Consider the following 21,439-nt stretch of genomic DNA (forward strand, 5'->3'; position numbering starts at 1 on the left):
ACAAACATATTGAAAAAATGTTGAGGAGATAGTATAATTATATAAATGTATAATAATAAAGACGATGACAAGGAAGAGTAAATATACAAATCTTTCAGAGAGCCGGAGGCTATGGTGTGAATCCGGCAGAGGACTATATTGAACGCAGCCTTTGAGTTTATCCTTGAGAAATTGCGGGCACGGCCTTAAGATGCTGTTGCAATATGCCCCAACAATAGAGGAGAACGTAACCTCACGTTACAGAGGCACGGTATAATAGAGTTGTACCGGGAGAGAGAGCACTGTTCTTGTGCTAATTAGGGTGGTACCGCGGATTACTTCTTCGTCCCTTGACCTTGAGTATTAAATGGGTTTTGGGGTAGAGGAGTTTTTTTATTGCTTTAAAATTTGTAGCTTTAAAAAGGAGGATGTAAAGAGATGGAAGAGATACTGGAGATATTGGAAAAAAACAGCAGACTCAATGACGAGCAGATAGCGGTGATGGTTAATAAGCCTGTCGAGCAGGTAAAGCAGGCAATAAAAAAGTATGAGGAAGATAATGTAATACTGGGATACAATACACTGATAAATTGGGAAAACACGGATAATGAAGCTGTAACTGCTTTAATTGAGGTAAAGGTAACTCCGCAAAGAGGAGAGGGTTTCGATAAGGTGGCTGAGAGAATATACCTTTTCCCCGAGGTTAAGGCATGTTATCTTATGTCGGGCGGATTTGACCTGACAGTCATAGTTGAGGGAAAGACAATGAAGGGGGTGGCGCTGTTTGTGGCTGAAAAGCTGGCTCCACTTGAATCTGTATTGAGTACAGCCACTCACTTTGTACTCAAAAAATATAAGGACAAGGGGATTGTCTTTAAAGAAAAATTAAAGGATGACAGGGAGGCAATTTTTCTATGATTATAGAAGACATGATATGTGAAAATATAAGGAATACCCCCCCGTCCGGGATAAGGAAATATTTTGATCTTATTAATGAAATGCAGGGGGTCATATCCCTTGGAGTTGGAGAGCCCGACTTTATAACCCCATGGAATATAAGAGAAGCGGGAATTTATTCCCTTGAAAGAGGGCATACACAGTATTCCTCAAATGCCGGATTTATTGAGCTGAGATCCGAGATAGCAGCATACCAGAGGCGGAAATACGGCTTGGAATATAGCTGGAAGGATGAGATATTGGTTACAGTGGGGGGCAGCGAGGCTATTGATGCGGCTTTACGTGTGCTTGCGGGTCCGGGAGACGAGGTAATAATTCCCGAGCCAAGCTTTGTTGCATATAAGGGGTGTACTTATTTCTCAAGGGCTACCCCGGTAACTATAAATTTAAAATCAAAAAACAAATTCAGGCTGACTGCCGAGGAGCTTGAAAATGCCATAACAGACAGGACAAAGGTTATTATACTGCCCTTTCCCAACAACCCTACGGGAGGCATAATGGAGAGAGAGGATCTTGAGAAAATTGCCTCGGTGCTTAGAAACAAAAATGTTATAGTAATATCTGACGAAATATATTCCGAATTGACTTATGAGGGTACGCATGTGTCAATAGCCTCCTTGCCGGGAATGAGGGAAAAGACCGTTGTTATAAACGGTTTTTCAAAGGCCTTTGCAATGACCGGCTGGAGGCTGGGGTACGTCTGTGGGCATCCTGAAATAATAGGTGCAATGAAAAAGGTTCATCAGTACGCCCTTATGTGTGCTCCCACTGTGGCACAGGATGCTGCAATAGAGGCGCTTAAAAACAGTGACGGGGATGTTGAAATGATGAGGAAGGAGTATAACCACAGAAGAAGAGTAATGGTTGACGGTTTTAAGAAGGCAGGCTTAGAATGTTTTGAGCCTAAGGGGGCTTTTTATGTCTTTCCAAGCATTAAGTCTACAGGAATGAAATCGGATGAGTTCTGCGAAAGGCTCCTCATGCAGGAGAAGGTTTTAGTTGTGCCCGGCAGCACCTTCGGAGAATGTGGAGAGGGCTTTATAAGGGCGTGCTATGCGGCATCTATGGAAAATATTTATGAGGCTTTAAAAAGGATAAAGAGGTTTATTGAAGGTGCCAGATAGAAAGGGGAAAAAATGTACAAATTAATTGCAGTTGATCTTGACGGTACTCTGCTCAATTCACAGAAATATGTTTCCCGGGAAAACAGACACGCATTAAAATGTGCTATGGATAAGGGAGTAAAGGTTGTGGTATGCTCGGGGAGGATCTTTGCGGGTGCAAGGATCTTTGCCGGGCAAATAGAGACCAATGAGCCTGTAATAGCATGTAATGGCGCTGTTATTAAAGAGATGTCATCGTCTAAGGTAATTTACAGCAATTCATTAAGCGCGCAGGCCTGCTGCGAAATAATAGACGTATGCCACAAGGAGGACATATACTTTCATGTTTATATAGGCGACACAATGTATACCGAAAGGCTTGAATATTCATCTCTTTTCTATTGGAATAGAAATGCGGAGCTTTCGGAGGAAGATAAGGTTGACATAAGGCTAACTGAAGACATTAAAAGGGTAGTGGAGGGCAATACCGATCCCATAGCCAAGGTAGTTGTTATTTCAAGGGACGGGGGAAAGCTTTCAAAGGCTCGAAGAAGTATGGAATTTGTAAAGACCATTGACATCACCAGCTCTAATTACGATAATTTTGAGGTAATAAATCATGGAGTAAGCAAATGGAACGCACTCAAATACCTTATAGAAAGAATGAAAATACAGCCCGGGGAGGTTATCGCCATAGGGGACAATGAAAATGACTCCTCCATGATAAAAAATGCAGGACTTGGAATAGCAATGGGAAATGCTGAGGAATACATAAAGCAGATTGCTGATTATGTAACCCTTGACAACGACCAAAACGGGGTAGCGGAAGCGGTAAAGGAATTTATATTATAAACGCTTTAAATATAAACTCTCGTATATTATGCCGGCATTTTATGCCCGCTCTCCTCAATACCCATATAGATAAGAATTATTTTATCCAGCTCGCGGCTTATTTTGAGTATTTCTTCGGCATTTCCCGACTCAATTGATTTGTACAGCTCTTGCCTTACGCGCTCCAGATGACTCACGGAATATCCTCCAAAATATAAATTTATGTAATATTACAAAAAATAAATATATTGTGCAGTGATTATATATAATACAATATTTTATAGAATTTACCTTTGTCTTAATATTAGAACAATAATATATTTTTGTCAATATTAAACATAAAAAAACATGGAATTATTTCATAAAAATGTAATATAAATAAAGAGATAAAAAAACAAGGTATGGATGTTGATTTATCCACACCTTGTTTTTTAAGTTCCGGGACTTGCAAAAACAGCATGATTTCCATTAAAAATATAACGCTTAAATTGCTGATTCTCCACGTTCTCCCGTCCTTATTCTTATAACGTCCTCTACATTATATACAAATATTTTGCCGTCTCCTACCTCTCCTGTCTTTGCCTCATCACAAAAAAGCTTTATTATGTCCTCTAACTGATTATCCCTGACAACAATTTCGACTCTGATTTTTGGAAGCAGATTCAGTGTTATTTCGGTACCCCTGTAAAATTCCTTGCGTCCCTTTTGAAGACCACAGCCCATAACCTGACTTATGGTAAGACCATGAATGTTGAATTTGTTAAGGGCTTCCTTGATGTCCTCCAATTTTGCAGGCCTTATTATTGCTTCGATTTTTTTCATTAACCTTCACCTCTTTCATTGTTTATGATTAAAGTTTGGAAAAAAATTTATTTTAAGCCTTTAGAGTTTTAGGAGCGTTATTTCCAAACTCTAAACTTTTACTTTCAAATTCAAACATTTTATAGGCTTAGGTTTTTAAAGGGCTTATAATAATTTTAAACCTGAGCCCCTGTAAAGTCGGGGTATGCATCCTCTCCATGCTGTGCGGTATCAAGCCCTTCTTCTTCATCACTTTCAGCCACACGCAGCTTGGTAAATAAGGATATTAACTTAAGTATAATGAACGTAAGCACCCCAGAGAAAGCTATTGTAGCCACAACTGAAGCTGCCTGTATGAGAAGCTGGGTTGCACCGTCTCCCCCTATAAAAAGGCCGTTGTGCTGTACAAATGAGTTTATGGACTTGTCTGCAAAAAGCCCTGTGGCAAGAGCTCCCCATATACCTCCTATGCCGTGGCATCCAAACGCATCCAGCGAATCGTCATATCCAAGCTTTGCTTTTACATAGCTTATTCCCAAATAGCATATCGGGCTTACAAGAAGGCCTATAACTATAGCGGAAAGAACTCCCACAAAACCCGCTCCGGGGGTTATAGCAACCAGACCTACCACTGCTCCCGTAGCTGCGCCTAAGAGAGTAGGCTTGCCGCGGTGTATCCATTCCACGATGACCCATGACAGCAAGGCTGCCGCCGCCGCGGTATTTGTAGTTATCAGAGCGTTTATTGCAAGGCCTCCTGCCGACAGTGCGCTGCCTCCGTTAAATCCGAACCATCCGAACCAGAGAAGAGATGCGCCTATTAAAACAAAAGGAATATTGTGGGGAAGCATGGGGGTGGTTCCATGTCCCTTTCTTTTTCCCAGCACCAGTGCCGCTATAAGGCCGGCAATACCCGAGCTTATATGAACGACGTTTCCTCCAGCAAAGTCAAGAGCTCCCATTTCTCCGAGCCATCCTCCCGCACCCCATACCCAGTGGGCAAGAGGGTCATAAACAAAGGTTGCCCATAAAAGTATGAATGCCACAAATGCCGGAAAACGCATTCTTTCCGCAATCGCACCTGTTATTAATGCAGGTGTTATTATTGCAAACATCATCTGATACATTGCAAAAGCACCGTGAGGAATAGTCTCCGCATATGCGGAAGGTGCCGCACCCACGCCTCTGAAGCCAAGGAAGTCAAAGCCTCCGAACAGACCGTTAAAGGTGTCGGCGCCGAACGCTATTGTATAGCCTATCAATACCCATTGTATTGATATAAGTCCTATTGTAACAAACGAATTCATCATTGTATTTAAAACGTTTTTTTTCCTTACCATTCCTCCATAAAAAAGTGCAAGGCCGGGTGTCATTAAGAATACCAATGCTGTGCAAAGCACGGAGAAAGCAGTATCGCCCGTATCGACAACGGCTTCACCTTCGGCAAAAGCAATTACAGGCATACAGATAATAAACAAAAATGATAGTATTGAATAAATTTTCTTTTTCATATTCCGACTCCTTATTTTTGATTCAAAAAGACATAAACCCCCTTGCCTTTTGAGTTATGTCCTTTTATAAAAGTAAAAGATTTTAATTTTTAACTCCCCTGCATAAAGAAATACTGCCATATTATTGTCTTTATACAGTTGAACTTCTAAAAATTATCAGCTTTGATAATAAGCTTTTTAAGAGGTTATGCAAAAGCACATGCTTAAAGCACCTCTTAAGAAATATTTACTTTCAGGAGCTCCTTTAGCACATAAACACTTCAATGTAATTTGTGCAATAAAATAGCGTATCATTTCAAAATATCTCTTAAAAATGTAAGGAACATTCTGAATCAAACGCTTTTATCAATACTATCATTGTATTCTAAATAAAATTATAGCATCAGGCATTTAAAAATGCAACATTAATATTTTTATAATTCATATAACTAACATTGTATGTAATTATGTAAATTCACCAATTCTATGTGAATATAAATAAATTGGTGCGACATGAACTATTCTCTGTATGAAAAATGAAATAAATATGAAGGTTTACAAGGGTGAACTTGCATAATGGGGGCATGTGTGCTAAAATTTTAATGATTGCAGCAGGTGCATTTTATCTGATATAATACTGGTAATTATAAAGGATATGAAAGAAAAGCCGTTTTGATTGGCATAATATAATATGTGCGGGTATTTTGATTTCTGTGGCTTCTTTAATTGCATCTTTATAAATAATGTATTGACATGCACTGAATTTGTAATTATATTTTAAGTAAATAAGTTTTTATGACGTGCTCAAAGGCTGAGGCTTGTTTAAAAAGATTTTCGGCTTGGAAGCCGTGGGGGAAAGACGCGTCATAATATTTGTAGAAAATAGGCTGAAAGGCGGGTCTGACAGTGGCAGGAGAAAAATATATAGTTGCTGCGGTTGAAAATCCCTTGCAAATAGCTGTTCGTAATATTCTTAATCCTGAAGGGTATTTTTTTCTTGGGAATTGCAGTGATGCTGTATCTCTTATAAGATTAATAAGAAGTTATCAGCCTGACTTTATAGTAGTGGATCTGGGTATGCAGTTAAGAGAGCTCAGGAATGTACTTGAAACCTTGGAGGATGAAATGCTGTGCGCATGTATTCTGATTGGCGATTATAGTGATGGTGACGTCATGGACCTCATGGAAAAATCAAAGGTTTTATCCTTTTGCCCCAAGCCGTTGAACAGAGAGGTTTTTATTCAGGTCGCGGCAATGGCTAACATGAATTATAAAAGAGTTTACGAATTAAGTAAAAAGCTTAAGGAGATGACCGACAACTATGAGACAAGAAAGCTTGTTGAAAGGGCAAAATGGATACTTATGGAGAGGAATTCGCTGAATGAGAACGAGGCGTATGAAAAAATGCGCAAGAAAAGCATGGACAGCAGAATGTCAATGAGATCCATAGCGGAGGCTATAATTTTCACACATGAAATAACAAATAAATAAAACACACCTCTTAAATATTTAAGAAGGTGCCGGAAGGAATGATGGTAGAATGCTGGAATTAGAACAATATAAGCTTGCTCTGGACGCTATGAAAGCAGACTTAGACGAAATGGGGGCTTCACTTTGACATCGCAAGGATAAACGATGAGGTGGAGGAGCTTGAGCAGAAGGCCTCCGAGCCGTCATTCTGGGAGGACATGGAGAATTCCCAGAAGGTTCTGCAGAGGACAAAAACATTGAAGACAAAGGTGGAGAAATTTACAAGCCTGACATGCAGGTGGGAGGATCTTATTACACTAAGTGAGCTTGGGCTTGAGGAGAAGGACGAAAGTGTTATATCAGAGGTTGGAGAAGGCTTGGCAGCACTTAAATCGGATTTTGAGAGGCTGAGGCTTGAGACTCTGCTTGTGGGTAAATACGACAAAAACAATGCCATACTGACTCTCCATGCAGGTGCGGGAGGAACTGAGGCCCAGGATTGGGTGCAAATGCTTTTAAGAATGTATACCAGATGGTGTGAGGACAAGGGATATGCCGTAAAGACTCTGGATTTTCTGGACGGAGATGAGGCAGGAATTAAAAGCGTTGCCATACATGTTATAGGAGAGAATGCTTACGGGTATTTGAAGTCTGAAAAGGGAGTACACAGGCTTGTAAGAATTTCTCCCTTCGATTCATCCGGGAGAAGGCATACCTCCTTTGCGTCAATGGATGTAATGCCAGAGCTTGACGATGATATTGTAATAGACATAAATCCCGAGGATTTGCGTGTTGACACATACAGGGCAAGCGGTGCGGGCGGACAGCATATAAATAAGACTGAATCTGCTGTAAGAATAACTCATATCCCTACGGGGGTGGTTGTTTCCTGCCAGACTGAAAGATCCCAGTTCCAGAACAGGGATACTGCTATGAAAATGCTGAAATCCAAGCTGTTTGAGCTTAAGGAGAGGGAGCATAAGGAAAAGATAGAGGACTTAAAGGGGATTCAGATGGAGATTGCATGGGGCAGCCAGATAAGGTCTTATGTATTTTGTCCTTATACCCTTGTAAAGGATCACCGTACGAATTTTGAGGAGGGCAATGTGGATTCCGTTATGGACGGAAGGCTGGACGGCTTTATAAATGCCTATCTGGCAAGTGGATTGGCATAGGGAGGGAGAACTATCAGATATTTTTTGGCCTTTTTTATGGCCTTTATAATAGTGTATTTAATTATACCCCCTTTAAGAGGGCTTGCGGTAAGAATTGGCTTTGTGGACAGGCCGACTGAGAGAAAAATTCATAAGGAGCCGGTGCCGCACTTGGCAGGTGTCGGTATATTTGCAGGCTTTATATCGGTGTATCTGGCATTTGTAAGGGAATGGGACGGAGAAACTCTGGGTATCCTTGTGGGAAGCTTAATGATTCTGTCAATAGGCATTGTGGATGACTGGTATAAAACTCATGGAAAGGAATTCCCGGCTCTGCCCAAGCTCATTGTTCAGGTGGGAGCTGCAGCTGTAGTTTATTTTTCAGGGATTGTATTTACCGGCTTTAATAACCCGTTTACAGGGCAGTACATATTGCTTCCCGTATGGATTCAGTTTGTACTGACGGTAACATGGATTTTTGGAGTTACAACGGTTATTAACTTTTCCGACGGTATTGACGGGCTTGCGGGAGGGCTTTCCGCAATATCCTCCGCCACCCTTTTTATCGTCGCTCTGGTCATGGGCCGGACTGCGCCGGCCTATATGGCTATTATACTGGTAGGAGCCGCACTGGGATATCTCAGGTACAACAGTCCCCCCGCAAGAGTATATATGGGCGATGCCGGAGCCACCTTTATGGGCTTTATTCTTGGAATAATAGCTCTTGACGGAGCCTTTAAGCAGGCGACAGTTTTGTCGGTGCTTATTCCTATACTTGCTCTGGGCGTTCCCATATTTGATAATGTTTTTGTTGTTTTCAAAAGGATGAAGGAGGGAAAGCCGATATATAAGGCGGACAGAAGCCAGGCACATTACAGACTGCTTTCGGCCGGCTTAAATCCCAAGCAGGCATTGGCATTTCTGTGTCTTATAAGCCTTTGCTTCAGCCTGACCTCAATAATAATCCTTCTTTTGAGGGCATAGCCTTTCAGCTTTTTTAGAATGGGGCACATTAAAAATGGCATAATCATTGTTATGCTGTTTTTTTATGCCATTTTTAGAGGGCAAAAAAAATTGAACATTTAGTTTAAATAATCTATAATGTATTGTACACGTAATAAGGACTAAAATCATAATTTGCTTATAGGAGAAAAGATGCCGCAGGATACATTGCACCACGGTGATGCAAGTCATCACTTAGATAGACGCAGTCACTTGGATAAAATTCATCCCTTGGATAAGCTATGGCTTTGCCGCAGCGTTTGTGATGAAGACATAGACAGGGTGGCAGAGGAAGCGGGAATATCAAGGCTTCTGGCCACAATTCTTTTGGGAAGGGGAATGAGTGATCCTGAAGGAATAAAGGAGTTTATGGACCCACGGATGGACGGTCTTAACGATCCCTTTTTGTTTAACGGTATGGATAGGGCGACGGAGCGCATAATAAAGGCAGTGAAAGCCAATGAGAGGATTGTAATATACGGAGATTATGATGTGGACGGCATTACAAGCACGGCACTGCTGTACGGCTTTTTATCGGAATTGGGCTCGAATGTAGAGTATTACATACCTGATCGCATCGAGGATGGGTATGGCCTTTCTATAAACGCCTTGCACAGGATAAGGCTTGCGGGGAGCTGCCTCATTATTACGGTGGATTGCGGCATTACCGCGGTGGACGAGGTAAAATACATAAATGAAAATGGAATGGAGATAATCATAACCGACCACCACGAATGCAAGGAGATACTCCCTGAAGCCTTTGAAATTATAAGCTCGGGCATTCCGGGCTCACGATATCCCTTTAAGGAACTGGCGGGAGTTGGAGTGGCGTATAAGCTTGCTTGTGCGATAGCGGCAAAAATGGGGCTTGATACCGATTGCAGCAATTTTCTGGATCTCACGGCGTTAGGTACGGTAGCGGATGTTGTAAGCCTCACGGGGGAGAACAGGATTATTGTAAAAAACGGGATAGATATAATACAAAGCACACGCCGTCCGGGTTTAAGAGCGCTTCTGGATAATTGCGGGCTGCAGGGCAAGCCGGTAACCTCGTGGGTAATCAGCTTTGTACTTGCTCCCAGAATAAATGCGGCGGGCAGAGTGGGAAAAGCATCCCGGGCGGTGCGGCTTTTTACCACTGCTGATGCACAAGAGGCACTTAGCATAGTTTTGCAATTGAATGAGGAGAACAGGCTGAGGCAGGAGACTGAGACGGGCATACTGCGGCAGGCAATAGAGATAGTTGAAAGAGAAATAGATCTTAAAACTGAGAAGGTTATCGTAATATGCGGTAAAGGGTGGCATCACGGTGTAATAGGGATAGTTGCGTCAAGAATTACCGACAGGTATTACAGGCCGTGCATTTTGATTTCATGCGAGGAGGATGGAGCCGCAAAGGGCTCCGGCAGAAGCGTACAGGGTTTTGATCTGTTTCGGGCTCTGGGCTCTTGCGGGCATTTGCTGGAAAAGTACGGGGGACATGAAATGGCGGCGGGACTTTCCCTAAGAGCAGAAAATATACCCGCCGTGAGGAGAGAGATAAACATTTATGCTGATGAAGTAATGGAGGAAAGAGACCTTATACCCAAAATAACTATAGATGCCGTTATTAAAAGGGAGGACATAAGCCTTGCCCGCGTGAGGGAGCTTGAAAAGCTCGCACCCTTTGGCGCGGGGAATCCAAGCCCTGTTTTTGAGTATGACGCGCTCACTGTTGCAGAGGCCAGAGCGGTGGGAGAAAGCAAGCATCTTAAGCTTAAGCTTGAGGATGGAGGATCTTTTATTGATGCAATAGGCTTTAACATGGGGAATCTGCTTGAAGGGGTTAACAATGGGTCTAGGGTTGATGTTGCATGCAGCCTTGACGTGAATTCATGGAATTCTGAAGAGCGTGTCCAGATGAATATTAAGGGCATAAAGCAATGCTCGCGGATATTTGAAGAGGAAAGCTATTTTATAAGTCTGGATGAATGCATGAGATTTTGGAGCTTGTCCGAATACGGCGGGCCGGAGGCCTTTAATTTCTGTTATAGGGGCGTGGAGGCTCTGCAAGACATGCTGCAAACGGAAAAGAATACTGTAATTATGGTTAATTCTCTCCCCGATGCCCAGTGTCTGGTTAAATTTTTGATAAACAATGAAACTGCTATTAAAAAAAATCGTATTATTTGTTATACTAGTGTTGATTGTAATAATTTTACTTCAAACAGCAATTTTATACTTGTCAATCCCGATCCGCGCCGGCTTGAATTGTCATGGTTCGACAATGCCGCCATATATGGAAGCTGGATTGATGAAGGCTATTTAAGGGCTGTTATTGAAAAAGGAGGGGAGGATAAGCTCCGTCTGGTAAAGAGCGGTGAGACTCCCGAATTTAATATAGAGCAAATTGTTCCCGAGAGGGAAGAGCTTGCGGCCGTTTATCAGTATTTAAAAGCGGGGGCTTCGGAAGGTAAGGCAGTTGGCAGCTTTTCACGGCTGGCAGAGAAAGTGGCATATTGCTATAATATAAACATAAATTATTTTAAAATTAAAAGATGTGTGGAAATATTTGAAGAGCTGAAGCTTATTAAAAAGGATATGAGAAAAGACGGAGGCGTGGCTTTCACCGTAATTTATTCGGGAAAGGATAAAAAAAGGCTTGAGGACTCAAAATTGTACCGAATGCTGCAGAGCTTAAAAATGAGATGGCAGCAGGTCTAAATGACTTTAATATTTTTAAGGGAGGGTTTTTAAAATGGATTTAAAGGCTAAGCTTAGACATGTTATGGATTTTCCGAAGCAGGGAATTGATTTTATTGATATTACTACCGTGCTTCAGGATGCCGAGGCATTTAAAGAGGTGCTGGATCTTATGAAGGAAAGACTTGGAGGGCTTGGTGAATTTGATCTTATTGTAGGCCCCGAATCCAGAGGCTTTGTGTTTGGGGCTCCTCTGGCGTATGTGATGGGCAAGGGGTTCATACCGATCAGAAAAAGGGGCAAGCTGCCTTATAAAACCGTAAAGGCGGAATATGAATTGGAGTACGGAACCGATATGCTTGAAATGCATGAGGATGCCGTTAAGCCGGGACAAAGGGTGGTAATTGTGGATGACCTTCTGGCAACGGGAGGAACTACAATGTCAAATATTGAATTAATTGAAATGCTGGGGGGAAAGGTTGCCGGCATAGTTTATTTTATCGAGCTGGGGTTCCTTGGCGGAAGAGATAAGCTTAAAGGCTTTAATGTGCATTCAATAGTAGAGTTTTAAGCGGAGTATGCTTATTTGCTGCCGTTATTATGGGGGAATTTTTGATGACTGATGGTTATAAACGCTTGGTTGAAAAAATTAAAAAATATAATTTGAATTGCGACTTTACAATGCTTGAAAAGGCGTATAAGGTTTCAAAGGGCGCACATGACGGGCAGCAAAGAGTTTCGGGAGACCCTTATATAATTCACCCCATAGAGGTGGCATGCATACTGGCCGATCTTGAGCTTGACTGCACATCAATTATTGCGGCAATTCTGCACGACACCGTTGAGGATACCACATACACCGTAGAGGAGCTTAAGGAGGAGTTCGGGGAGGAGGTCGCGCTTCTTGTGGACGGTGTCACAAAGCTGGGTAAGATACCTTACACCACAAAGGAGGAGCAGCAGGCCGAGAATTTGAGAAAAATGTTCCTTGCAATGTCCAAGGACATAAGAGTTATTTTGATAAAGCTGGCCGACAGGCTTCACAATATGAGAACTCTCAAATACATGTCTCCTGAGAAGCAGACGGAAAAGGCAAAGGAAACCCTTGAAATATACGCGCCTCTTGCCCACCGGCTTGGAATATCCAAAATAAAGTGGGAGCTGGAGGATATATGCTTAAGGTATATAGACCCTAAAGGGTACTATGACCTGGTAAACAGAATTTCCACAAAGAGAAAGGAAAGAGAGGCATATATATCCCAGATAATAGACACCCTGAGGGAAAAGACAAACGAGCTTGGAATTGAGAATCCTCACATTGACGGGCGTCCAAAGCACTTTCACAGCATATACAGAAAAATGCATGAGCAAAATAAGACGTTAGAGCAGATATACGACCTTTTTGCAGTGAGGGTAATAGTCAATTCGGTAAAGGATTGCTATGCGGTGCTTGGGCTGGTACATGAGCTGTATAAGCCTATGCCCGGAAGGTTTAAGGATTATATAGCCATGCCCAAGCCCAATATGTACCAATCCTTGCATACAACGCTTATCGGGCCCGAGGGGCAGCCCTTTGAGGTGCAGATAAGGACATGGGACATGCACCGTGTCGCGGAGGTGGGTATTGCGGCTCACTGGAGGTACAAGGAGGGAAACACCGGGGCCAGCGATGTTGATAGTAAGCTTTCCTGGCTGAGACAGCTCCTTGAGTGGCAGAAGGACATGCGTGATGCCAGAGAGTTTGTTGAGACGCTTAAAATTGACCTTTTCACAGATGAGGTGTTTGTATTTACTCCTAAGGGAGATGTAATAAACCTTCCTGCCGGTTCAACTCCTATTGATTTTGCATACTCTATCCACAGCGCCATAGGAAATAAAATGATGGGGGCCAGAATCAACGGCAAAATTGTTACTCTGGGATATGAGCTTAAAAACGGGGACATTATAGAGATACTTACATCCCCCAATATCCACGGGCCTAGCCGGGATTGGCTGAAGATAGTGAAAAGCTCGCAGGCAAGGAATAAGATAAACCAGTGGTTTAAGAAGGAAAAAAGGGATGAAAACATAGTAAGGGGCAAGGAACTGGTTGAGAGGGAGGTAAAAAAGGCGGGCTTTACCTTCAATCAGCTCTTTAAGCAGGAATGGGTAGACGTAATACTAAAAAAGTATACCTTTCTTACCTTGGATGATCTTTTTGCGGGCATAGGGTACGGTGCTATTACCGCAAACAAGGTTATTTCAAGGCTGAAGGAGGAATACAGGAAAACCTTGAAGCCTGAGGAGCTGCAGGAGCAGGCTGTTGAGGCCTCATTAAACAGCAAGGCCGACAGGGATAAAAAGAAAAGATCAATGCCTGAAAACGGGGTTGTGGTAAAGGGGATAGAGAACTGTCTGGTGAGGCTGTCCAGGTGCTGCAATCCGGTGCCGGGAGATGATATAATGGGATATATCACCAGGGGAAGAGGGGTATCGGTACACCGCAAGGACTGTGTAAACGTAAATAATATCGACGGTGACAACAGGCTGATTGAGGTAAGCTGGTTCAATGCCAGCAACAAGCTGGCGTATAAGGCGGATATCACGGTGATGGCAAATGACAGGACAGCGCTGCTTATGGAGGTAACCAATTCGATAGGAGAGTCGAAAATACCCTTAAAGGCCATAAATGCCAGAACTACAAAGGATCAGATAGCCGTAATGAACCTTACTCTTGAGATTACAGACACCGAGCAGCTTGACAGGATAATCAAGAGGCTTAAAAAGATTGACAGTGTTTTTGAGGTTACAAGAAATAAGCAATAGAACAGGGAGAGGCTTTTATGAGAGCGGTTGTGCAAAGGGTCAGCCGGGCAAGGGTGTCTGTGGAGGGTGTGACGGAGGGTGAAATCGGAAAGGGGCTGCTGGTGTTTTTAGGTGTGGAGAAGGAGGATTGTGAAAGGGACATATGCTACCTCGCCGACAAGATAGCGGGACTTAGAATATTTGAGGACGAAAGCGGCAGGATGAATCTTTCTCTGCTTGATGTCGGGGGAGAGCTTCTTATTGTTTCACAGTTTACTCTTTACGGAGACTGCAGAAAGGGCAAAAGGCCGAGCTATGACAGAGCGGCTTCTCCACAGGCGGCTAATGAGATATATGAGAGCTTTGTCGGGTATTGCCGGAGGTATCCCGTTAAGCTTGAAACGGGAAAATTTCAGGCCCATATGGAGGTGGACATATGCAATGACGGGCCTGTTACAATTATGCTAGACAGCAGGAAGGAATTTTAAAATTAAGCTTTATTTAGGAGGCTACTATGGTTTATAAACGTTTGATGACAGGAATGTTTTCGTCTAACTGCTATATAATAGGGGACAACGGAGAGGGCGCGGTAATAGACCCGGGAGTTGAGTGCGGTGAAATTATGGCTGCCGTAGAAGAGCTGGGGCTTAGGATAAAGTATATAATACTGACGCATGTGCATATTGACCACATATGCCATATGGACGAGCTCAGAGAGAAGACGGGGGCTAATGTGGCGGCACATGCCGATGATGCGGTGTACCTTTCCAACCCGCGGCTTAACGGCTCCGCCCTGTTCGGGCTGGCGAAGGCGTTCGGTAATGCAGACATTACCGTTAAGGACGGGGATGTGCTCAAGGTGGGGGGAATGGATGTACATATAATACATACCCCGGGGCATTCGGCAGGAGGGATTTGCATAAAGGCGGAAAACCGTCTGTTTTCGGGGGATACTCTGTTTAGGATGTCAATAGGCAGAACAGACCTTGGCAACGGGGATTACGACGAGCTTATCAATTCAATAAAAACCAAGCTGATGGTGTTAGACGATGAGGTGGAAGTATACCCGGGGCACGGAACCGCCACCACAATAGGCTACGAGCGGGCCAACAATCCCTTTATATCCGGGTGACAGACGGGGCTATTACAGTCGCGGCCTTGGAGTATGTCTTTCAAAAAAATTTTGTCTTGACAACGTTATGACGGAAAATATAAAATATAGGCTATAGTGTGAAAGACTGTGAACGGAAAAAGTAGCCAATGCTGCCTACAGGGAGAAAGTGCCGTGACTGGAAGCTCTTTCAGGAAAAGGTTGGTGAAAGAACCTCCTGGAGTCGATCTCCCGAAAGCTTAGATTATATGTGGTTCTAGGTTATTAGGCAGATACGTTTGTCCGGCGTTAAGGATTTAAAGCGGGCCGGCTTAGCCTGTTAAAGAAGTGCAGCGATACAGCGCGCAGATTTTTTTAGGGCAGGTAAGCAGGGCTTAATGGGGTGGTACCGCGGGAGCTTAAGGCGTCTCGTCCCTTGACATTTCATGTTTTAAGGGAGGGAGGCTTTTTTATTTGCTTTAAAACATATGGCGATACTAAAATAATAACCAGTTTTTTTGAAATGGAGGAAGGTTGTTTTGAGCAGGAATATAACAGTGCCGTCAATTCTTCCGGGCTTTATGGAGCTTTTGCCGGCGGATCAAATGCTGTTTGACAAAATGATCAGCACTATAAAAAGTACTTATGAAAAATACGGCTTTTTGCCTTTGGATACACCCACTATTGAAAAATCGGAAATACTTCTGGCAAAAAGCGGGGGTGATACCGAGAAGCAGATATACCGCTTTAATAAGGGAGACAATGACCTGTCTCTGAGGTTTGACCTTACGGTGCCTCTTGCCAGGTATGTGGCACAGCATTATAATGATCTGGTTTTTCCCTTCAGAAGATATCATATAGGAAAGGTGTTCAGGGGGGAAAGACCGCAAAAAGGGCGTTTCAGGGAGTTTTACCAGTGTGACATAGACATTGTGGGCAATGACGCGCTCAGCGTTATAAACGATGCCGAAATATTAAGTGTAATATACTCTACGTTTAAAGCTCTGGGGTTTGAGGACTTTACGATAAGGATAAACAACAGAAAGATTTTAAACGGATTTTTCGAGGAATTGGGAATCGAGGACAGGGCGCAGGTGCTGAGAACCATTGACAAGCTGGGCAAAATAGGCAGGGAAAACACTGTGAGGGAGCTGCAGGAGATGGGGCTTTCCGATAGCGCGGTGGACAGCGTCATGCAATTTATAGAGATAAAGGGAAGTGCCGCTGAAGTAATAGGCGGGCTTAAAGGAATGAATGCCGGATCGCCTCTGTTTTTGCAGGGACTTGAGGAGCTTATGGGGGTATTGGAGCATATAAGCTATTTTAATATACCCGAAAAAAATTATGCGATAGACTTAACCATTGCCAGAGGGCTTGATTACTATACCGGCACGGTATACGAAACCATACTTGACAATTATCCCTCCATAGGAAGCGTCTGCTCCGGGGGAAGGTACGACAGCCTTGCTCAGAATTATACCGAGAGGAAGCTGCCCGGAGTGGGTATTTCAATAGGCTTAACCCGGCTTTTTTACCAGCTTAGGGAGGCCGGGATATTGGAGCAGTCAAAAAGGGCCACGCCGACAGTGCTGCTGGTTATACCAATGCGGGATACCATGGGCCCGGCTCTGGACTTTGCCACTAAAATAAGAGAGGCGGGAATTGCTGCGGAGGTTTATTTTAACGAAGGCAAGACCGGCAAAAAATTCGCTTATGCAGACAAGCTTGGAATTCCGTATGCCGTTGTTATAGGTGAGGATGAGGTGAGGGACGGCTTTTTTAAGCTGAAGGACATGTCAACAGGCATGCAGGAGGCTATGGATCTCGACGGAGTTATAAGCAAAATAAAAAATAGAGCTTTTTAATAAAGACATTATGGAGGAGAGAAAATGGGAGAATCAATATATGGTTTGAAAAGAACCCACAAATGTTCCGAGCTTGGGCTTGCAAATGTGGGTGAGTCGGTTACGGTTATGGGCTGGGCGCATAAAAGAAGAGATCTTGGAGGAGTTGTTTTCATTGATTTGAGGGACAGGACAGGCTTGCTTCAGGTGGTTTTCAACAGTGCCGTAAGCAACGAGCTGTTTCAAAAGGCTGAAACCATAAGAAATGAGTATGTGCTTGCCATAGTGGGAGAGGTTGTTAAAAGAGATCCCGAGACTGTAAACCCTAAAATACCCACCGGCGAAATTGAGATTGCGGCAACAGAGCTAAGGATATTGAGCAAGGCCGAGACTCCTCCGGTTTATATTGAGGAGGACTCCGACGTCAATGAGAACGTAAGGCTTAAATACAGGTATATAGACTTAAGAAGGCCGGATATGCAGAGAACCATAATGCTAAGGCACAGGGTTGCAAAAATCGCCAGAGACTATTATGACTCAAACGGCTTCCTTGAAATTGAAACTCCCATGCTTACCAAAAGCACTCCCGAGGGGGCGAGGGAATACATTGTGCCCAGCAGGGTTCAGCCGGGGAAGTTTTTTGTGCTGCCCCAGTCTCCGCAGTTGTTCAAGCAGCTTCTCATGGTGTCGGGCTTCGACAGGTATTTTCAGGTGGTAAGATGCTTCAGGGATGAGGATTTGAGAGCCGACAGGCAGCCCGAGTTCACGCAGATAGACATTGAGATGTCGTTTGTAGATGTTGAGGATGTTCTTACGGTAAATGAGGGCTTTATAAAGAAGGCTTTCAAGGAGGCTCTGGGAATAGAGCTGGAAACGCCGTTTATACGGATGCCTTATAAGGAGGCTATGGACAGGTTCGGCTCCGATAAGCCCGACATAAGGTTTGGCTTGGAGCTTGTAGATTTATCCCATATTGTTGAAAACTGTGGGTTTAAGGTGTTTTCCGATGCCGCAAAAAACGGGGGAAGTGTAAGGGCGATAAACGCAAAGGGCTGCGGGGCCAAATTTTCAAGGCGTGAGATAGACAGCGTTGTGGAGTTTGTAAAAATATATAAGGCAAAGGGAATGGCGTGGATTGCGGTTGAGGAGAATGAGCTTAAGTCTGCCATTACAAAGTTTTTAAGCCAGGACGAAATTGACGCCATATTAAAAGAGACAAAGGCAGAGCCGGGGGATTTGATTTGCTTTATCGCAGACAAAAACAGCATAGTGTATGACGCGCTTGGGCAACTGAGGCTTGAGCTTGCAAGAAGGCTTGACCTTCTCAAAAAGGATGAGTTTAAGTTTTTATGGGTTACAGAGTTCCCTCTGTTTGAATACGATGAGGAGGAAAAGAGCTGGGCGGCAAAGCACCACCCGTTTACGTCTCCGATGGATGAAGATATCGAATATCTTGATTCGGATTTGGGGAAGGTACGCTCGAAGGCCTATGACATTGTATTAAACGGGGTTGAAATAGGCGGAGGCAGCATAAGAATCCATATACATGAGCTGCAGCAGAAGCTGTTTAAGCTTATAGGCTTAACAGAAGAGCAGGTAAGCGAGAGATTCGGATTCCTGCTTGAAGCCTTTAAATACGGCACACCTCCCCACGGAGGAATGGCATATGGCCTTGACAGGCTTGTAATGCTTATGGCGGGAAAAAGCAGCATAAGGGATGTCATTGCATTCCCCAAGGTGCAGAATTCCTCATGTCCCATGACTAATGCTCCCGACACTGTTGAAGCAAAGCAGCTTAAGGAGCTGCATATTAAAATGACTAACGGCTAAAAGTAATAAAGCATTTATTGAGTGCCACAGCCGGGGATGATATCCGGCATATTGGCTGTAAGGAGGGATGGATACGGCTAAAAATCCTGCTTTAAAGGAAATACTGAGTTGGGCTTTCCACATTGCCCTTGCGGTGGCTATAGGACTGCTCATCGTAAATTTTGTTGTGCAGAGGACTATTGTTGACGGGGAATCTATGGAGCCTACGCTCCACAATAATGACAACCTGTGGGTGGAGAAGATTTCACCCAAGCTGGGAAGACTTAAGCATGGTGATATAGTAACTGTGGATGTTGAGGATAAGGTTGGCTTAGAGAGAAGCCCTCTTATAAAAAGGGTGGTAGCGGTTGCGGGGGACAGCATAGAAATAAAGTTTGGAAAGGTGCTGCTCAACGGGGAGGAGCTTAAGGAGGATTATATTCTTGGTAATACTACTATTGCAAATGACCCTCAATATGCCAAGCTCACTGTGCCTGAGGGGTTTGTATATGTAATGGGAGACAACAGGATGAACAGCATAGACAGCCGGATTATAGGGCCTGTGGAAATAAAGGACATATCGGGCAAGGCTGTATTCAGGTTCCTGCCTTTTAACAACGCCGGGCCGTTGTGGAACAAGTAGCAAGTTAAATATTGTTTAAGCGTTAATAAACATTTAATAAATGAAAAATGAAAAAGGGCAGGACATTATTGTGTTCTGCCTTTTTTGCACTGTTTTTTTCTCTGTTCAACTGTCAAATACCTGTTGAAAAAAGAATAAACAAGTTTCTTTATGCAAAAAAAACAACTTAAGACATTAATGTTGGTTGACTTACATTTTATTCTATGGTAGTATATGACATATGGTTTTATTAAGGAATTCCAAGATAGTAACTGACTAAAGCAGGATCATCAAGAACCTCTTAACAATAGTTCTATTAAATAGTTGCTGCAGCTTAATATAAACTCTTTAATGGAATTTAACAAAAGGTGAGGTGCGATGAATATTAAAATTTCAAAGTTATTCAAAAACTAAGTTGTATATTCAAGTTATAAAATTAATTTATCTTTGAAAGGTGAGGTTTATTATGAATAAAAAATTAATTATATTGACAGCGTTTGTATGTGCTTTTTGTTTAATATCTAATATTTCTGTCTTTGCATCTGAAGATAGTACAGTTATCATAAATGCTGCATCATTCTATAAAGTGGAGAGTGTAGATAAAAACTATACAACTTCTAATAACGGATCCAGTTGGGAGTTTAAATACCAAGGCTATCCTGCTGGAGCTACAGGAGAAATAGATTCCATCTCATTTGAGCAATCATATTCCCATACATTTTCTGGAACAATATCAGCCTCAAGAAGTGAAATTGAAGCTTCTTTAGGATATAGTTTCGGAAAACAAAAATCTTTTTCTATTACAAAATACTCCAGAGCTTTATCACAAGGGGAATACGTGAAAGCTTACAGCAGAAAATATTATAATGTAAGTAAGGTTACACAACAGCTATACAACGGTTATGTCGCACAAGGTATATATGCATATGTATACGGATATGAAGCAATTATGCCACAGCTTAAATTAGAGTATTATACATCATCTTCTTCAGCATCAGTAGTAGACAATATAGTTCAAAAAGCCACAGAAAATCAACCAGAAGAACGTAAGACAGAAGAAGAAGTCTATGAGCTTGATAAATATGGAAACTGGCAGCTCATAAATGTTACATCATTTTAAAGCGGCTGCTTGCGTAATTTTAGTAATGAGCATACATTGTGTCTATTATTTAGATTAGGCTTAAGACATTCCAAAGTAAAGATTATAGCAAAGGCAGGGGTTATGAAATGAACACAAAAAAGGTTCTCGGTATTGTGCTTGCGAGCTTTTCGATTTTAATATTTACCATCAATATTATGCTGGCTCAGATATCGCTGCATTTAGATAAGCTTGACAAAGAATACTCTCCTAATTTAACCAGCCATATTCCTGTAGTGCAGTATATAGGAGTACTATTGGTATTTTTATTAGGAATATATCTTTATGTTTCCAAGGATAAGGAATAAATTGATTTCAGCCGTTGTGGAACAAGTAGCAAGTTAAATATTGTTTAAGCGTTAATAAACATTTAATAAATATTAAGCAAAAAAGGGCAGGACATTATTGTGTTCTGCCTTTTTTGCATTTTAAGAAATTATAAAACTTATATTTGCGCCGTGCCTTGGAAATTTTGATATCTTTATTATTACCCGCATATATGTTAATATAAGAAGAAGGCATGTATAAAATAAGAATTTCTGTATTTATATATGCTGTGTGGACTTTAAAAAATTTTTGCCGAAGGGCTTTTTATATTATATAGTGAGGCTTTGTTTAAAAGTAAATCAAAGGGGGCGCAGAATGCAGGGCCCGGAGGGATTTTCGTATTCCCTCGGAAGGTC

The 21,439-nt window shown here is 42.6% G+C and carries 19 protein-coding genes and 1 other annotated feature; of the genes, 16 read left to right on the top strand and 3 right to left on the bottom strand.

Annotation, left to right across the window (positions count from 1 at the left end):
• Window positions 1–55 precede the first annotated feature (55 nt).
• Window positions 56–333: a binding site (T-box leader), on the top strand.
• 84 nt (window positions 334–417) lie between these two features.
• The 3 genes from DFR58_RS06985 to DFR58_RS06995 are packed head-to-tail and all read left to right on the top strand — an operon-like array spanning window position 418 to window position 2,891.
• Window positions 418–897, top strand: coding sequence for an Lrp/AsnC family transcriptional regulator (locus DFR58_RS06985; RefSeq protein ID WP_114297096.1), 480 nt, complete (start codon window positions 418–420; stop codon window positions 895–897).
• A complete protein-coding gene (locus tag DFR58_RS06990; RefSeq protein ID WP_114297097.1) occupies window positions 894–2,060 on the top strand; it encodes an aminotransferase class I/II-fold pyridoxal phosphate-dependent enzyme in 1,167 nt (388 codons plus the stop codon). Before DFR58_RS06985 ends, DFR58_RS06990 begins: the two co-directional genes overlap by 4 nt.
• A gap of 12 nt (window positions 2,061–2,072) precedes the next feature.
• Window positions 2,073–2,891: a Cof-type HAD-IIB family hydrolase gene (locus DFR58_RS06995; RefSeq protein ID WP_114297098.1), complete on the top strand. Its 819-nt coding sequence runs from the start codon at window positions 2,073–2,075 to the stop codon at window positions 2,889–2,891.
• A 26-nt stretch (window positions 2,892–2,917) separates the two neighbouring features.
• Here DFR58_RS06995 and DFR58_RS07000 read toward each other — a convergent pair whose 3' ends face one another.
• The 3 genes from DFR58_RS07000 to DFR58_RS07010 form a co-directional block, all read right to left on the bottom strand.
• Window positions 2,918–3,067 (bottom strand): aspartyl-phosphate phosphatase Spo0E family protein, encoded by a 150-nt coding sequence (locus DFR58_RS07000; RefSeq protein WP_170138060.1) that lies wholly within the window; start codon window positions 3,065–3,067, stop codon window positions 2,918–2,920.
• Between the two features lie 286 nt (window positions 3,068–3,353).
• Window positions 3,354–3,692, bottom strand: a complete 339-nt coding sequence (locus DFR58_RS07005) for a P-II family nitrogen regulator (protein ID WP_114297100.1) — start codon at window positions 3,690–3,692, stop codon at window positions 3,354–3,356.
• Window positions 3,693–3,847: 155 nt separating this feature from the next.
• Complete coding sequence (locus DFR58_RS07010; protein ID WP_114297101.1) at window positions 3,848–5,182, bottom strand: ammonium transporter; 1,335 nt, start codon at window positions 5,180–5,182, stop codon at window positions 3,848–3,850.
• 885 nt (window positions 5,183–6,067) lie between these two features.
• Between DFR58_RS07010 and DFR58_RS07015 the strand changes: the two genes are divergently transcribed.
• From DFR58_RS07015 to DFR58_RS07075, 13 genes are all read left to right on the top strand, one after another.
• Window positions 6,068–6,652 carry an ANTAR domain-containing response regulator gene (locus DFR58_RS07015; RefSeq protein WP_114297102.1) on the top strand — a complete coding sequence of 195 codons (585 nt, stop codon included), beginning with the start codon at window positions 6,068–6,070 and terminating at the stop codon, window positions 6,650–6,652.
• A 49-nt stretch (window positions 6,653–6,701) separates the two neighbouring features.
• A protein-coding gene (gene prfB / locus DFR58_RS07020; RefSeq protein WP_114297103.1) for a peptide chain release factor 2 occupies window positions 6,702–7,806 on the top strand; the annotation gives its coding sequence in 2 pieces (ribosomal slippage) (window positions 6,702–6,776 and window positions 6,778–7,806; 1,104 coding nt in all).
• 36 nt (window positions 7,807–7,842) lie between these two features.
• A complete protein-coding gene (locus tag DFR58_RS07025; RefSeq protein ID WP_114297179.1) occupies window positions 7,843–8,769 on the top strand; it encodes an MraY family glycosyltransferase in 927 nt (308 codons plus the stop codon).
• Window positions 8,770–8,940: 171 nt separating this feature from the next.
• Entirely contained in the window at window positions 8,941–11,490 is a 2,550-nt protein-coding gene (gene recJ, locus DFR58_RS07030) for a single-stranded-DNA-specific exonuclease RecJ (RefSeq protein ID WP_114297104.1), read from the top strand.
• A gap of 34 nt (window positions 11,491–11,524) precedes the next feature.
• Window positions 11,525–12,040, top strand: a complete 516-nt coding sequence (locus DFR58_RS07035; protein WP_114297105.1) for an adenine phosphoribosyltransferase — start codon at window positions 11,525–11,527, stop codon at window positions 12,038–12,040.
• Window positions 12,041–12,084: 44 nt separating this feature from the next.
• The gene (locus DFR58_RS07040; RefSeq protein WP_114297106.1) at window positions 12,085–14,274 is read left to right on the top strand and encodes a RelA/SpoT family protein; all 2,190 of its coding nucleotides are present in this window, start codon (window positions 12,085–12,087) and stop codon (window positions 14,272–14,274) included.
• Between the two features lie 17 nt (window positions 14,275–14,291).
• Window positions 14,292–14,741 (top strand): D-aminoacyl-tRNA deacylase, encoded by a 450-nt coding sequence (gene dtd / locus DFR58_RS07045; protein ID WP_114297107.1) that lies wholly within the window; start codon window positions 14,292–14,294, stop codon window positions 14,739–14,741.
• A 26-nt stretch (window positions 14,742–14,767) separates the two neighbouring features.
• Window positions 14,768–15,385 (top strand): MBL fold metallo-hydrolase, encoded by a 618-nt coding sequence (locus DFR58_RS07050; protein ID WP_114297108.1) that lies wholly within the window; start codon window positions 14,768–14,770, stop codon window positions 15,383–15,385.
• 497 nt (window positions 15,386–15,882) lie between these two features.
• A complete protein-coding gene (hisS, locus tag DFR58_RS07055) occupies window positions 15,883–17,208 on the top strand; it encodes a histidine--tRNA ligase (protein ID WP_114297109.1) in 1,326 nt (441 codons plus the stop codon).
• Window positions 17,209–17,232: 24 nt separating this feature from the next.
• The gene (gene aspS, locus DFR58_RS07060; protein WP_114297110.1) at window positions 17,233–19,017 is read left to right on the top strand and encodes an aspartate--tRNA ligase; all 1,785 of its coding nucleotides are present in this window, start codon (window positions 17,233–17,235) and stop codon (window positions 19,015–19,017) included.
• 67 nt (window positions 19,018–19,084) lie between these two features.
• Window positions 19,085–19,639: a signal peptidase I gene (gene lepB / locus DFR58_RS07065; RefSeq protein WP_207659148.1), complete on the top strand. Its 555-nt coding sequence runs from the start codon at window positions 19,085–19,087 to the stop codon at window positions 19,637–19,639.
• A gap of 445 nt (window positions 19,640–20,084) precedes the next feature.
• Window positions 20,085–20,738 carry a hypothetical protein gene (locus tag DFR58_RS07070; RefSeq protein ID WP_114297111.1) on the top strand — a complete coding sequence of 218 codons (654 nt, stop codon included), beginning with the start codon at window positions 20,085–20,087 and terminating at the stop codon, window positions 20,736–20,738.
• A 107-nt stretch (window positions 20,739–20,845) separates the two neighbouring features.
• Window positions 20,846–21,064 carry a hypothetical protein gene (locus tag DFR58_RS07075; protein ID WP_114297112.1) on the top strand — a complete coding sequence of 73 codons (219 nt, stop codon included), beginning with the start codon at window positions 20,846–20,848 and terminating at the stop codon, window positions 21,062–21,064.
• Window positions 21,065–21,439 lie beyond the last annotated feature (375 nt).

The organism is Anaerobacterium chartisolvens, assembly GCF_003337415.1.
Taxonomy (GTDB): Bacteria; Bacillota; Clostridia; order Acetivibrionales; family DSM-27016; genus Anaerobacterium; species Anaerobacterium chartisolvens.